The sequence below is a fragment of the Acinetobacter sp. 789_lipA genome, from assembly GCF_058242845.1.
Map to the genome: position 1 here is coordinate 2195591 of NZ_JBZAYS010000001.1, position 15165 is coordinate 2210755.

Annotated in this window: 11 protein-coding genes; 6 read left to right on the forward strand and 5 right to left on the reverse strand. The window is 38.6% G+C overall.

Going from position 1 to position 15165, the window contains the following annotated elements; all coding sequences use genetic code 11:
- Positions 1–103 precede the first annotated feature (103 nt).
- From AC4CUZ_RS10685 to gltS, 5 genes are all read left to right on the forward strand, one after another.
- Positions 104–2743, forward strand: a complete 2640-nt coding sequence (locus tag AC4CUZ_RS10685; protein ID WP_078389343.1) for a bifunctional aconitate hydratase 2/2-methylisocitrate dehydratase — start codon at positions 104–106, stop codon at positions 2741–2743.
- Between the two features lie 353 nt (positions 2744–3096).
- Positions 3097–4452, forward strand: coding sequence for a hypothetical protein (locus AC4CUZ_RS10690; RefSeq protein ID WP_419381079.1), 1356 nt, complete (start codon positions 3097–3099; stop codon positions 4450–4452).
- A gap of 96 nt (positions 4453–4548) precedes the next feature.
- Positions 4549–4764, forward strand: a complete 216-nt coding sequence (locus tag AC4CUZ_RS10695) for a hypothetical protein (protein WP_126037028.1) — start codon at positions 4549–4551, stop codon at positions 4762–4764.
- A gap of 416 nt (positions 4765–5180) precedes the next feature.
- Positions 5181–7406 carry a TonB-dependent siderophore receptor gene (locus AC4CUZ_RS10700; protein WP_419381147.1) on the forward strand — a complete coding sequence of 742 codons (2226 nt, stop codon included), beginning with the start codon at positions 5181–5183 and terminating at the stop codon, positions 7404–7406.
- Positions 7407–7611: 205 nt separating this feature from the next.
- The gene (gene gltS, locus AC4CUZ_RS10705; RefSeq protein WP_419381148.1) at positions 7612–8835 is read left to right on the forward strand and encodes a sodium/glutamate symporter; all 1224 of its coding nucleotides are present in this window, start codon (positions 7612–7614) and stop codon (positions 8833–8835) included.
- A 232-nt stretch (positions 8836–9067) separates the two neighbouring features.
- On the opposite strand, the gene AC4CUZ_RS10710 is transcribed toward gltS, so the two are convergent.
- The 3 genes from AC4CUZ_RS10710 to AC4CUZ_RS10720 form a co-directional block, all read right to left on the reverse strand.
- Positions 9068–9553: an Lrp/AsnC family transcriptional regulator gene (locus tag AC4CUZ_RS10710; RefSeq protein WP_004696532.1), complete on the reverse strand. Its 486-nt coding sequence runs from the start codon at positions 9551–9553 to the stop codon at positions 9068–9070.
- Positions 9554–9769: 216 nt separating this feature from the next.
- Positions 9770–11134 carry an amino acid permease gene (locus AC4CUZ_RS10715; protein WP_419381149.1) on the reverse strand — a complete coding sequence of 455 codons (1365 nt, stop codon included), beginning with the start codon at positions 11132–11134 and terminating at the stop codon, positions 9770–9772.
- 216 nt (positions 11135–11350) lie between these two features.
- A complete protein-coding gene (locus AC4CUZ_RS10720; protein WP_490747578.1) occupies positions 11351–12208 on the reverse strand; it encodes an alpha/beta hydrolase family protein in 858 nt (285 codons plus the stop codon).
- Positions 12209–12331: 123 nt separating this feature from the next.
- On the opposite strand from AC4CUZ_RS10720, the gene AC4CUZ_RS10725 reads away from it, so the two are divergent.
- The gene (locus tag AC4CUZ_RS10725) at positions 12332–12790 is read left to right on the forward strand and encodes a hypothetical protein (protein ID WP_419381151.1); all 459 of its coding nucleotides are present in this window, start codon (positions 12332–12334) and stop codon (positions 12788–12790) included.
- Between the two features lie 68 nt (positions 12791–12858).
- Here AC4CUZ_RS10725 and AC4CUZ_RS10730 read toward each other — a convergent pair whose 3' ends face one another.
- Both AC4CUZ_RS10730 and brnQ read right to left on the reverse strand, forming a co-directional pair.
- The gene (locus AC4CUZ_RS10730; RefSeq protein WP_004696541.1) at positions 12859–13095 is read right to left on the reverse strand and encodes a hypothetical protein; all 237 of its coding nucleotides are present in this window, start codon (positions 13093–13095) and stop codon (positions 12859–12861) included.
- 493 nt (positions 13096–13588) lie between these two features.
- Positions 13589–14875 carry a branched-chain amino acid transport system II carrier protein gene (gene brnQ, locus AC4CUZ_RS10735; protein ID WP_490747579.1) on the reverse strand — a complete coding sequence of 429 codons (1287 nt, stop codon included), beginning with the start codon at positions 14873–14875 and terminating at the stop codon, positions 13589–13591.
- Positions 14876–15165 lie beyond the last annotated feature (290 nt).

A 15165-nucleotide genomic window follows, 5' to 3' on the forward strand; every position in this document is an offset into this window, starting at 1 on the left:
TTTTAACTGGAATTTTAGTAAAATTAAGCAGTCCATATTATTTACGTAGCTTTATTTAAAGCAGGAATACGTAAATAATTTTTTAAAAAAGAGGAATAACACCGTGCTAGAAGCTTACCGCCAACACGTTGCAGAACGTGCCGCACTCGGAGTCCCACCGAAGCCACTTGATGATGCTCAAACAGCTGCATTAGTTGAATTATTAAAAAACCCACCAGCTGGCGAAGAAGCATTTTTAGTTGATTTACTAGAAAACCGTGTTCCAGCGGGTGTTGACCAAGCTGCATATGTTAAAGCTGCATTCTTAGCTGCTTTGGCTAAAGGCGAGGCGACCTCTCCATTAGTTTCTAAAGAACGTGCGGTTTACTTACTAGGTACTATGCTTGGTGGTTATAACGTTGCTCCTTTAGTTGCTCTTCTTGACGATGCTGCACTTGCTGAATTAGCGGCTGAAGCGCTTAAGAAAACACTTCTAGTATTTGATGCGTTCCATGACGTTGCTGATAAAGCAAAAGCTGGTAACGCAAATGCTCAAGCAGTTATGCAGTCTTGGGCTGACGCTGAATGGTTCACTAGCCGTAAAGACGTTCCTGAAGAAATCAAACTGACTGTTTTCAAAGTAACTGGCGAAACCAACACTGACGACTTGTCACCTGCACAAGATGCTTGGAGCCGTCCAGACATTCCATTGCACGCAAATGCAATGTTGAAAAACGTACGTGACGGAATCAATCCAGAAGTTCCTGGTGAAGTGGGTCCACTTAACCAGATTAAAGAACTGATCGCGAAAGGCAACCAGGTTGCTTACGTGGGTGACGTTGTTGGTACAGGTTCATCTCGTAAATCTGCAACTAACTCTGTACTTTGGTTCTTCGGTGACGACATCCCGCACATCCCGAACAAAAAAGACGGTGGTTACTGCCTAGGTTCTAAAATCGCTCCGATTTTCTTCAACACCATGGAAGATGCGGGTGCATTACCGATCGAGATCGATGTTGCCAACATGAACATGGGCGACGAAATCGTTCTTAAGATCGATCACGCTGCTGCTAAAGTAACTGCGTTCAAAGACGGCGCACAAATCGCTGAAGCTGAACTTAAAACTCCAGTACTTCTAGACGAAGTTCGTGCTGGTGGTCGTATTAACCTGATCGTAGGTCGTGGTTTGACGACTAAAGCGCGTGAAGCTTTAGGTCTTCCAGTATCTACAATGTTCCGTACTCCGGTTCAGCCTGCTGCAACTGGTAAAGGTTTCACTCAAGCTCAGAAGATGGTTGGTCGCGCTTGTGGTCTTCCTGAAGGTCAAGGTGTACTTCCAGGTACTTACTGTGAACCTAAGATGACTACTGTGGGTTCGCAAGATACAACTGGTCCAATGACTCGTGACGAATTGAAAGACTTGGCTTGCCTAGGCTTCTCTGCTGACCTTGTTATGCAATCTTTCTGTCATACAGCTGCGTATCCAAAACCAGTTGACGTTCAAATGCAACACTCGCTTCCTGATTTCATCATGAACCGTGGTGGTGTGTCTTTACGCCCAGGTGACGGTATTATTCACTCTTGGTTAAACCGTATGCTTCTTCCGGATACTGTTGGTACTGGTGGTGACTCGCATACTCGTTTCCCAATCGGTATTTCATTCCCGGCGGGTTCTGGTCTTGTAGCGTTCGCTGCAGCAACTGGTGTTATGCCACTTGACATGCCTGAATCTGTACTTGTGAAGTTCAAGGGTAAAATGCAGCCTGGTATCACGCTACGTGACCTTGTACATGCAATTCCTTACTACGCAATTAAGGAAGGTGACTTAACTGTAGAGAAGAAAGGTAAGAAAAACATCTTCTCTGGTCGTATCCTTGAGATCGACTTAACAGAAATGGAAACTGACCTGACTGTTGAGCAAGCGTTCGAACTTTCTGATGCTTCTGCTGAACGTTCTGCTGCAGGTTGTTCTATCACACTTTCTGAAGAGAAAGTTGCTGAATACCTTCGTTCAAACATCACTATGTTGAAGTGGATGATTTCTGAAGGTTATGGCGATGCGCGTACTATGGCTCGTCGTGTTGAGAACATGGAAAAATGGTTGGCTAATCCAAGCCTGATCAAAGCGGATGCTGATGCTGAATACACGAAAGTGTATGAAATCGATCTTGCAGACATCAAAGAACCTATTCTTTGCTGCCCGAACGATCCAGATGATGCAAAACTTCTTTCTGATGTTCAAGGCGCGAAAATTGACGAAGTATTCGTTGGTTCTTGTATGACTAACATCGGTCACTTCCGTGCGACTGGTAAATTGTTAGAGAAAGTTCCTGGTGGTGCGTTGTCAACTCGTTTGTGGATTGCTCCACCTACGCGTATGGACGAACATCAGTTGATGGAAGAAGGTTTCTATAACATTTATGGTAAAGCTGGCGCGCGTACTGAAATGCCAGGTTGTTCATTGTGTATGGGTAACCAGGCACGTGTAGCTCCGAACACGACTTGTGTATCGACTTCTACGCGTAACTTCCCGAACCGTTTAGGTCAAGGTGCTAACGTTTACCTGGCTTCTGCTGAACTTGCTTCTGTTGCTGCTGTATTGGGTAAATTACCTTCTCCAGAAGAATACCAACAGTATGCAGCTCAAATTGACAGCATGTCAGCTGACATCTATCAATACTTAAGCTTCGACAAGATGAGCGAATATACTAACGCTGCTAAAGACGTTGATACTAAGAAAATTGCTGCTGCTCAATTGACTTAATTGTTGATTAAAAAGTAGTTTAGAATAAGGGCTGATTTATCAGTCCTTATTTTTTTATGAAAAATTATTACGAAGAAAAATTTGATTCATTATTTACAGAATTTGATCCAAAAAAAGCATTAGAAAAAATAGTCGAAGACTTACTATATAAATGTTCACAACCAAAATATTTTGATTATAAAAATAAATTTGATATGTTTTGGCAGTCAAATTTTATTAAGCTACTTACAGTTGATGAGGTTAGGAGTGAGAATTATATTTTGGCTCGGCTTTGTTGCACAAAGATTTCATAACTATATGATTTTAAAAGTTTTGATTATTTTTTGATCCAAAATTAAATTTATTTAAATCAGATGCTTACATATTTATGCAACAAAGCCAATTACAAAAGGAATGTATTAGAGTCTTTTAGTTTCGACTCTACTGTAAAATATATTTTAAAAAATGAATCATTATCATATTTAAATCAACGGAATGTAAAAGATAATTGGCTTGAAAAGCACTCACTTTTATTAAATTACTGGTTGATAGTGGGCAGTCAAAGATTATTTGATTCAGATTATATTTATAGAATTTTACCGACGGGTGATAATTTAGAAGCAAATGCAATTGCTCTGTCGAAAGCTTTTGGTGTGAAAGAACAACTAAAACAAATTTATGGAATTGAGTATTTAAAAGTTGATAATGTACATTTAGATTTATTTGATGTGATGATGACGCTTTCATTATCACAAGCACATTATTTAAAAGATCATATACATAAGTTCGAACAATTTTTAAGTGATTCAAATTTTAATTTAGAAGCACTTAGTAAACTTATGATGCATGGTTTTATAATAGGTGAAAATCGTATGCCAATGACATTTGCTTTAGAGAATGATAAATCTAAAAAAATGTCGTCTTGGATTACAGAAGGTAGTAATAATCAAAAACTCAAACAAATGAAGAAAATTCTAAAGTTTTGGAGTTTTGATTTATATGATGAAAATGATCAATCAACTTATATGCAAAAGCCATTTTATCGAATCGATGATTTTATTTTTCAATTTCCGTGGCTTACTGCATTCCAGAACTTAAATACTGCCATGATTAATTATGTACGTAAATTACATAAGAACCGTCTTGAGTTAAAAAGTGAAACTGATCAAATTGAGCTTAATTTGGCTGAAAAACTTGACAGAATTGGTTTCCAAGTGTTTTGCCAGTATGTCCCTTCAGAGGGTAATGCGGGTGAAATAGATCTCATCGCTATGTATGACAATCATGTGATTGTAGCAGAAGTGAAATCTACCTATATAAGAAGTAGTATTCAAGAAATTTATGAATATAAAAAATTCGTTTTGAATAAAGCAAGTTATCAATTAGATAATAAAGTTGAATATATAAAAAGACACTTTCTAAGTAGGCATTTTGAAGACATTAATGATGTAATTATTCACTCTTGGATTATAGATACAACCTTAGAGTTTGATCATGAATATTTTGGTAATCATTTAAAAGTATCTTTAGATGAAGTCATCATTACATCAAATTGTGAATCTGAATTTATGCAAAAACTTGTTGATGAGCAATTTGATATTGAAAAAGATGAAGTGAAAATTGATCCTATCCAATTTTTAGAATCAATTGAAAAAAATACATTTTGGTCAAAGCAATTAGGCAACTATGATCATTACATGGAAAAGATGCTGAGTAAACTTGCTTCTTGATAAGGTCAGAATTGTTCTTGGTTACGCTTTACAGTGTTTTCAATAAATCGTTTAATTACCTCATTATTTAGTAAGATTAAAAGTAGATCTAAGCAAATGCCCAAACAATCCCGATTCCTCTGTATTGGTGGTTTCCTCAACGGAACTCAGGTTAAAGACCAAGGTGACAGCTTTGTCTGTGTAGAAAACGCTAAACAAGTGACCTATCGAAAAATGGAAATTTTCCATCAAGACGCGTGGGATCAAGACTACTATGTGTGTGAAACGACAACAGACCAACAAGCTAAAAACTGGGTCTATGACATCGAGTAAGTCATCGACAAGACCATGAGCTAAAAATAGACCAAAATACACGTGGTCTATTTTTTTTGTTGTCATATTTATAATTATAAAAAATTAGAGCATTATAAATATCTATTGTCTATTTTTTAGCCATAATTATGTGCAAAGGAACTTATATCTGCAATTAAAATATCTTAAATCTAAATTAAAGATGTATTTGCTAATGATAATTAGTATCATTTGTATTATTTTTTGTTTATAATTTTTCGACATGGATTGATATGTAATGACTCAAACCACTGAGATGTTCGAAAAGGATTTTACGAATCTTAGTACTTGTGATGCTACAAAGGTGCTTGTTTTACTTAAGCATAGTTGGCACGTGCACACTTTAAAATTATCAATTCATTGTCTTATTTTTTCTCATTAGCTGTGAATGTCCTGATATGTTTAAACGTCCTCTATCTACGCAAAAGCCACTTTATTTGGCGATGCAAATTATTTTCCTATCTTCAGCTGCCATGCTGCCGATGACACATGCAAATACTGTGGAAGAGGAGGAGGCGAATGCAACGTCTCAGCCAAAGGCACAGTTGGCGACTATTACCCTTACAGCCCAAGACAAAACAGCAGTCACAGAAAATACTGGTAGCTATACGACGAGTAGCACAAATACCGCAACCAAGTTAAATTTATCACTGCGTGAAACGCCACAAACAGTCAAAGTCTATACCCGTGAATATTTAGATGACCGAAACATTGAGTCCTTCCAAGATTTGATGAGTAATATTACAGGTGTGTCGACTACACGTACGGATGAACGGCAGAGTGCATTTGCCCGTGGTTTTCAAATTGACTATTACTTAGTTGATGGTATGCCGAGTAACTTAACTTTAGGCGCTGGTGATCCAGACCTCAGTATTTATGACCGTGTCGAAGTCGTAAAGGGTGCCAATGGTTTAATGACAGGTGCAGGTAGTCCTGCTATGGCCCTAAATTTGATTCGTAAACGAGCAAATGCAAAAGAGTTCACTGGAAAGGTGGAAGCATCGGTAGGCTCGTGGGATAGCTACTCAAGCTCAGCAGATTTGTCAGCACCTTTAAACAGTGATGGTTCACTGCGTGGGCGCGTTTTTGTAAAACATTCTGATGAAAAATCATTTATGGATTTTTATGAAAAAGAGCGCAATGTGGCATACGGTGCAATTGACTATGATCTTAGCGATAAAACCTCACTCTCTTTGGCTGCCTCTTATCAAGAATTAAACCGAGATGGAGTACGCTGGGGGGGCTTACCCGCTTTTTATACCGATGGCACAAAAACCAATTTTGACCGATCATCGATTGTGAGTTCAGATTGGACATTTTGGGATGTAAAGTCCACAGCACTGTTTGCAAACTTAAAGCAAAACTTATTTAATGACGTTGATTTAAATGTTGCATACTCATACCGTCGTGATGACACCGATAGCTTTATTTTCTACACTGCAGGACAAGTTGATAAAGCAACAAATACGATTCCAATTGAAAATGCATCCGTTTACAAAGATCATAAACAAAACGATGAAAGTAATGTCGATGTGTACATTTCGGCGCCTTTTACAGTTGCAGGGCGTAATCAGGAAATTGTGGTAGGTGGTTCATGGAATAAAGCGGAACTTAAGAAAAATACCTATGGTCAAACTTTTGTACAGGGTAATCCAGCAAAAACAAAGCAAAACCTAATTGACTTATTAGGTCAAGATTTTATTGATTTTAATAACATGAATACGCGTTTAACTGGCTCATTAGAAATGGATAAAACCAATCTATTGAATGAAACCACGCAAACCGCTGGGTATATTGCAGGTAAATTCCACATTTTAGATCCATTAAAAGCAGTTGCAGGTTTACGTGTTTCAAATTGGGAATATAAGTCAGAAACGCGCACAACGGATCGCAAATTTGAAAATCAATTAACCCCTTATGCAGGCCTTATTTTTGACTTTGCACCGAACTATTCATGGTATTCAAGCTATACCAGTATTTTCAAACCACAAACAAATAGAGATCAGTCGGGTGACTACTTAGATCCTGTAGAAGGTAAAACGTATGAAACTGGTGTAAAAGGGGAGTTTCTTGATAAGCGTCTAAATGCAGGGCTTTCAGTGTTTCGCATCGAGCAAAGTAATGCAGCTCAAGCTTTACTGAAAGCGGATGGTACAAATGTTAAAGTTGATGGTACAGCCAATGAAAATGCTTATTACGGGACAGATGGTGTCGTGAGCAAAGGGGTTGAGTTAAATATTGATGGTGAAATCAATGATAACTGGGGGCTCAGCTTTGGTGTTGCCAATTTTGATGCTAAGGATGCCAAAGGTGATGACTACAATCCTACAAACTCACGTACCACGGCTGATGTTTTTGTAAAATATAAAAATGATTCGTGGTATGCAGGTGCAGGTTTAAACTACTACAGTAAAATTTATATCGGTACAGGTGCTGCACGAATTGATCGGGGTGATTTGTATCTTGCAAATGCGATGCTAGGTTATAAATTTGATGAAAATATGAGTATGCAAGCAAACGTAAATAATATCTTTGATAAGAAGTATTATGAAGGCATTGGTCCAAATGCTATGGCTTGGGGTGATCCATTAAATGCAACATTAAGCTTTCATTATAAATTTTAATTTTAAAGTTATGTTGCTGTAAAAACAAAAAAGACTCAATTGGGTCTTTTTTGTTTTTTAAGACTATGTATTTTTAAAATACTGAACTCAGTTTTAAAACATCATGTAATCTAAAGCATAGAAATTGTACATTGAGAAACTTTAGCCTGTTCATCACTGACTTATCTGTTTTAGAATTAATGCAATAAGCATCATTGGATACCTCATGAACTATCAATTCGATGCATTTATGACCATTGTTGCAGCAGTTGCTGTACTATTGGTCGGTTATGTATTTGTGAATAAAGTCAGTATTTTAAAAAAATATAACATTCCCGAACCTGTTGCGGGTGGGTTGGTTGCAGCTGTTATCACTTATATCTTATTTAAAAGTTCAAACATAACTGTCAACTTTGATACCAATATTCAGCAAATTTTTATGCTGATGTTCTTCACCTCTGTGGGGTTAAGTGCAAGCTTAGTTAAGCTCAAAGAAGGTGGGAAGTCGCTGCTTATATTTTTAGTCTGCGTCATTGTATTTGTCCTGCTGCAAAATGTGGTTGGTATTAGTCTTGCCAAAGTTTTAGGTCTAGACCCGCTGATTGGTTTAATTACCGGTTCGGTCACACTCACAGGTGGTCATGGGACAGCAGGTGCATGGGGCACGATATTTGAACAAGAACATGGTGTGCATGGTGCGATTGTGGTGGGTATGGCAAGTGCAACATTTGGTTTAATCATTGGTGGGGTAATAGGTGGACCTATCGCTAAATTTCTGATACGTCGCTACCAGTTGGCTGAAGAAATTCCAGCTGCAACAGGGCGTAATGAAGCGCCACCTTCAGCACAAACGGCGCCATTTGAATTTCCTGAAAAAACGCGTCTAATTACGGCAGATGATGCGGTCAAAACCATGGGGATGTTTGCCATTTGTATCAGCTTTGCATACTTCATGACAGCGGTAGCTAAAGGGCAGTGGTTTGAGCTACCAAGTTTTGTTTGGGCGCTAATGTGTGGTGTGGTTTTACGTAATATTTTAGAGCATGGGTTGAGAGTTCAGGTTTTTGACCGCTGTATCGATGTATTTGGCAATGCTTCACTGGCACTGTTTTTGGCCATGGCATTGATGTCCTTACAGCTCTGGTTGTTGGCAGATTTGGCGGGTCCACTGGTGATTATCCTGATTGTTCAAACACTGTTTTTAGCACTTTATTTGTACTTTGTGACTTTTCGTGTGATGGGTAAGAACTATGATGCTGCGGTACTCTGTGCAGGCCAATGTGGCGTCAACTTAGGCGCGACACCTACAGCAATTGCCAATATTCAAGCGGTAACCAATACTTACGGACCATCCCATAAAGCCTTTTTGATCATTCCGCTGACGGGCGCATTCTTTGTCGATATTGTGAATGCTTTTGTGATTCAGCTCTCAATTGGTATTTTGGGTTAATATTTTTAGAGATGATATCGTTAATAAAAAAGCACCTTGGGGTGCTTTTTTATTGGCTACCATTTTGTATTTGAATAATTTGCACTATCTAAAATATCAGTATTCTAAAACGTATAGACATTAAAAAGCCCCATGGTTAGGGGCTAGTCGTATGCACATCTAAGGCACATACTGTAAGAGGCTCATCTCATACTGCGTGTATTAAACCACATTTACACAATATTTGCAGCAATCACTCAATCATAATGAGGTCTGATTTATTTTCGAGCTTCAAAGGGCGTAAGGCAAAAATGGAGCGTGTATGTCGTACACCTTTCATTGAGTATAAATTTTTACGCAAAAAGCGTTCATAGTGTTCCGCATTTTTCACTGCAACTTTGAGTAAGTAGTCGTAATCGCCAGTCACTAAATGTGCTTCAACCACTTCAGGCATGTAAGCCAGTGCTTCACTAAATTGTTCTAAGATTTCATCATCATGGCGTTCAAGCGTAATTTCAATAAAAAACAGCTCATTAATACCAATGGCTTTTGAATTAATCTTTGCTGTATAGCCTTCAATAATATTGAGATTTTCTAGGCGTTTTACACGTGTCCAGCAAGGAGAAGAGGACAGCCCAACTTTCTCAGCCAACTGGGTAACGGTGAGGCGGCCGTCTTGGCGAAGTTCAGACAAAATACGGCGGTCAATTTTATCTAAAACGTAGTGAGCGTCATTCATAACGTATTCCTGCGTATAATTTTCTTTATAAACTATTTTATGTGAAAATATTTCTCAATAAATACTCAAAATAAGCAAATAAAAGAGAAACACTCTGCATTGGTCATGACTACAATAAAGTGATTCAATCAAAGTCATTTGGGAAATTGGCTTTGATTTGCAAACAGCGTCTTTAAAGGGAAGGGTGCCTTTTAACGGCGCTGTTTGCTGACTTATTTATTGTATTTTTTGCGTTTTTGATCTTTGTTTAAACCAGTAAGTTAGCGTTAGGCAGCCAATCCAAAGTGGAATCAGCATCACTGCAATTCGCATATCAGGTGTGAGCCACATCACCACTAAAATACCAAGCATAAATACAATACAGATATAGTTGCTGATAGGGTAAATCAAAGTTGGAAACAAGGTTGATTTTTGCAATGCCAGCATACGTTGCTTGAATTTTAAGTGGGTCAACGCCAACATCATCCAGTTAATCACAATGGCTGAAACTACAAGACTCATTAGTAGTTTAAAGGCTTTTTCTGGGAAGATATAATTCAATACGACACACAGTAAGGTCACCAACGCAGAGCATAAAATGGCTGCATAAGGGATGCCACGCTGGTTAATTTTCTTTAGAAACTGTGGGGCATTGCCTTGTTCTGCCAAACCTAGCAGCATACGACTCGTGCCATAGCTGGTACCGTTATACACCGATATAGCTGCGGTTAAGACCACAAAATTCAGCACAGTTGCAACGCCTTGACTACCTAAGGAGTCAAATATCAAAACAAAAGGACTACCGCCTTCTGCGATTTGATTCCATGGAAACAATGAGAGCAGAACAATGATCGTAAGCACATAAAACAGTAACACACGGTAGACAATTTGATTGACTGCTTTAGGAATAGTTGTGGTCGGATTTTTAGTTTCCGCAGCTGCTATACCAACGAGTTCAATCCCGCCAAAGGAAAACATAATGATGGCCATCGCCATGATTAAGCCAGAAATACCATTGGGAAAGAAACCACCTAGAGCCCAGAGGTTGGAAATAGAGGCATGTGCACCACCGTGACCACTTGCCAGTAACCAAGCGCCATATCCAATCATGCCAATGATCGCGAGAATTTTAATCATCGAGAATAAAAATTCTGTTTCACCAAACACTTTTACATGCAGCAGGTTGATGGTATTGATCAGTACAAAGAAACCAAGTGCTGAAATCCATGTGGGAATTTCAGGCCACCAATACTGGACATAGAGCCCGATGGCACTCAGTTCCGCCATGCAGACTAAAACATTGAGTACCCAATAGTTCCAACCCGACATAAAGCCCGCAAAAGGACTCCAAAACTTATAGGCAAAATAACTAAAAGAACCACTCACGGGTTCTTCAACCACCATTTCACCCAACTGGCGCATCATGAAAAATGCAATTAAGCCCGCCAGTGCGTAGCCTAAAATAACAGAAGGGCCCGCCAGTTTAATGGTTTGCGAAATGCCTAAAAATAGGCCTGTACCAATAGAGCCGCCTAAAGCAATCAGCTGAATATGGCGGTTGCTCAGCCCATGCTTAAGCTGGGGTTGCTGTTGTGCAGACATTATTCATCCATCTCTAGCACATGCGATAGACATCACATGAACTATGACTTAATAAAAATTCGTGGTGGAAATATAATATTTATTTATCGATTAATGAAATTAAATTTATCAATAGCGTTGGTTTTTATCTGAAAGCTGCAATTTTGCGGTGAAAATAAAGCCAGTCAAGCAAGTGCTGCTTGAACTGGCGACAGGCTTGGCTTGATATGTGCCGCTTTAAAATGAAAGCTGTGCTGCAATTTCAGGCCATATGTTTTGATGGGAACGCTTAAACATCGCCATATGACCAATGGCTTTGTGGCCATAAGCCTGTGGTTTGAGTTTAATTTGATCTGTTTGTGCATTTGGGTAAAGGCTGAGTAAGCCTTTGACATTCACTTGCGTGGCAATTTCATCATCCGATGCCCAAATGGCTGTGATTGGACAGCGAATATCACGGTGGAAGTCATCTTGTACTGTTTTGCCTAGGGCATTAATTACATAACCCGGTTTGCTGCAAAACTGTGCCCAATCACGTGCCACATCTTTGGGTAGGTTTTCGCCCATGCCAATGGCATTGGTCGGTCCGTAACCTAAGGTATAACGTGCAATAGGAAAGATCAGTTTAAACATCACAGGAGCCAAGAGTTTGGTACGACCTTTCAAATCTTTTACGTGTCCGGTTGAGCCTGCAACAGCAACGACTTTTGCGACTTTTTCATAGTTTGGGTTAATACCTAACAGTTGCCCGCCTGCACTATGACCGAGCAAGATCACTTGTTTCGCTTGGGTCTTATTCAATAATACCTCCATCGCCGCTGGGATATCTAATTGCCCCCATTGCACGATACTGGCTTTCGACTTTTTCAGTGGTTCATGCAGAGACTCACCAATACCGCGAAAGTCAAAAACCAAAACGGCATAGCCTTGTTCTGCAAGCCATGATGCAAAATGGTGGTAAAACTGCTGGGTAATACCTGTGGCAGGGCAGATTAAAACAGGTAGGGCTTGTTGTGTACCTTGGGCTGCATAAAAGCGTCCACTGAGTGAATAATGGTCAGAGCAGGTAATAGCTAAAGTTTCGTAATTTTGCATAATCGGTTAAGCATAGAATTTTTTTCTACTCTACCTAAGTTCCAAAAAGAAACTTGTCTAATCTATGACTTTGAAGTCAAGTAGATCTGTATAGAATAGAGTGAAAATAAAAAAGGAAAACACATGCAGTTTGTTGAATTAGATATGTCGGTAAAATTTGCACTTTTATTTAGTGGGATTTTTCTATTCGTTGGGATGCTGACAGGGGTATGGAAATATGCACAAATTCGCCATTCACCACAGTTTCGCGCGCACTATTATGTTGATATCGCACACCGCAGCAGTTTGCTATATGCACCTGCAAGTTTAATTATTGCGGTAACGGCCGCAATTTCAGTCTGGCCTGAACCTGTGAATATGCTGTTTGTGGGAATTAATTTATTCTTTTTTAGCTTTTCGATACTGAGTTATATTGTGCATGGGCTATTACAAGACACCAATAACCAATTTCGTAGTCCACATGTTTTAGGCAAATGGACTTTACCCAAATCAATCATGCTGATGGCAATGATGGCATTGGTTGTGGGAGAAATTGTGGCGACATTAGGCTTGTTGTGGGGAATGTTTTTAGGTTTATTTTAAGTTGTTCTTATAGTTTTTTTAATTTTTATACTTTTACAAAGGTGGATGACTAATCATCCACCTGTTTGCTAGTCAATTGACTGTGTGGCCTTTCGGAATTTTTGATCGACGACTGCCCATAAATAAAAGGCAAATGATACGACGATAGCGTAAGCAAAATATTCAGCTTTAAGGTTACCTTGAATTAAGCCATGCATGATCATAATGACCATCAGGGCAATGGTGGTACTTAAATACGTCACCATATTCTTGTTTGCCTTCAGAGCGTTAATGAAGACTTGCTTGTTGAAATGTAATGATAACATCTCCATCCCTCCTTGAGTTTTTGACTAAAAACCAATGTGTTTAGTCGGATTAGTTCTTAATGTTGTACTGCTAAAACTTGCGTTGATCAAGAGCAAAAACAACTATTTTTCAGAGAAATTATGCTATACCAATCAGAAAATATATATGTAGCATTTTTTTAGTGAATAAATAGTATTTCGTTACCGTATAAGATGACAAATAAATGATGTATGTAAGCTTATACATAAATTGTATAAAGCAATATTGATGCCATGAATGGCTTGCTAGGACAGGCTTTAAAGAATTTTTTATTTTCTAATATTAAATTTATAAGAGATATGAAGGTGTTGATATACGACTTTAGCGGTGTATATGAAATGTGTCAGTATGTACAAAAACTGATGTAGAAAGAAATGAAACAATATGTGTCCATTTGGATAAAATGTGACAAATATTGATCATGCTTAAAATCAGGTTTGGGTAAAACCAGACTTTAACAACATCAGTTTTTGCTTACTTTTTCACTTTGTCGATTACAACGGCAATTACAAAAACCACCAATGATGGGAAAAGCCATGCAAGGTTTTGTTCTGCAAGAGGTAAGTGAGTCAGCGCATAAGGCAGTTCAAAGTTCGCAACTTTTAAACCGTCTAGAAGACCAAAGACCAAAGACACTGCGGTAACAGGTGCAATCACTCGGCGAGGATGATTAAAGAATTTCCAGCCAAAGCTCAGCATAATCACTACAATTGCAGGTGGATAAATTGCACTTAAAACAGGCACAGAAAAGGCGATAAGTTTGGTTAAACCTAAGTTTGAAATAATGAAAGAGAAACCAATCAGAATGAAGACCCAAACTTTATAGCTAATTTTAGTGATTGAACTGAAATATTCAGCACATGCACAGGTCAGGCCAATCGCAGTGACCATACAAGCAATAAAAATCATGGCAGAAAGGAAGATAGAACCTAAGTCACCAAATGCATGTTGAACATATGCATGCAGGATCACTGCACCATTGCTCGCATTTGCTGCGACTTCATGGCTTCCAAGGCCAAGTTTAAATAAGCTGAGGTAAACTACAGTTAAACCAATACCAGAAATGATACTCGCAATAACTGCATAACGCGTAATCAGTTTAGGGTTGCTGACACCACGTGAACGAATCGCTTGAATAATCACAATACCAAAAACCAAAGCACCTAAAGTGTCCATGGTTAAGTAACCATTTACAAAACCTTCAGAAACAGGGCTGTCGATATAATTATTGATGGCTGGCGGCACGAAACCTGTTGGGATCATCATCGCCGCAATGCCAAGGATGGCCAAAGATAAAATCTTTAGTGGCGAGAGTACATAGCCAACCGTGTCTAAAATCTTGTTTGGATACAGTGAAATGAGGGTGACTACACTAAAGTAGATTGCACTGTAGATCAGCAAGCTGCTGCTTGATGTTCCAAGATAAGATGAAAAACCAATTTCATAAGAAACGGTTGCAGTACGTGGTGTTGCAAAGAGTGGCCCGACAGTTAGGTAACACGTAATGGTTAAAATGAGGCTGGCTATTTTACCCAAAGGTGAACTTAAAATTTGAATCGAACCTTCGACACGTGACAGCGCAATAATGGTGATTACAGGTAAGCCCACAGCAGTGATTAAGAAACCAAAAGCTGCTAGCCATACATGCTCACCCGCTTGTTGAGCCACAATCGGTGGAAAGATAATGTTGCCCGCACCAATGAAGAGTGCGAAAGTCATAAAACCCAAAGCAACAATATCCCGAGTACGCAGACTTGTCATAAAAGGGAGATCGAGTTGAACAAAGGGGACGATTTTAGTGCATAAGTGTTTTTTTGGCTAATTTATTTCATGGGTGGTATTAAATTTTTTTATAAGATGAAAAGTGAATATATCAACTTGTAAAAAATAGGTTGATATATGTGATTGATTATCCATTTTAAAATATAAAAATTATAAATATGAAAAGCTTGAGTCGCTATTTTTCCTAAATTAAAAGTTGTAGTGCAAATGCTTTAAAATTACACAAATTATTTAGAGGTCAGTTGTTGAAGGCTAGCCTAAGATTTAAG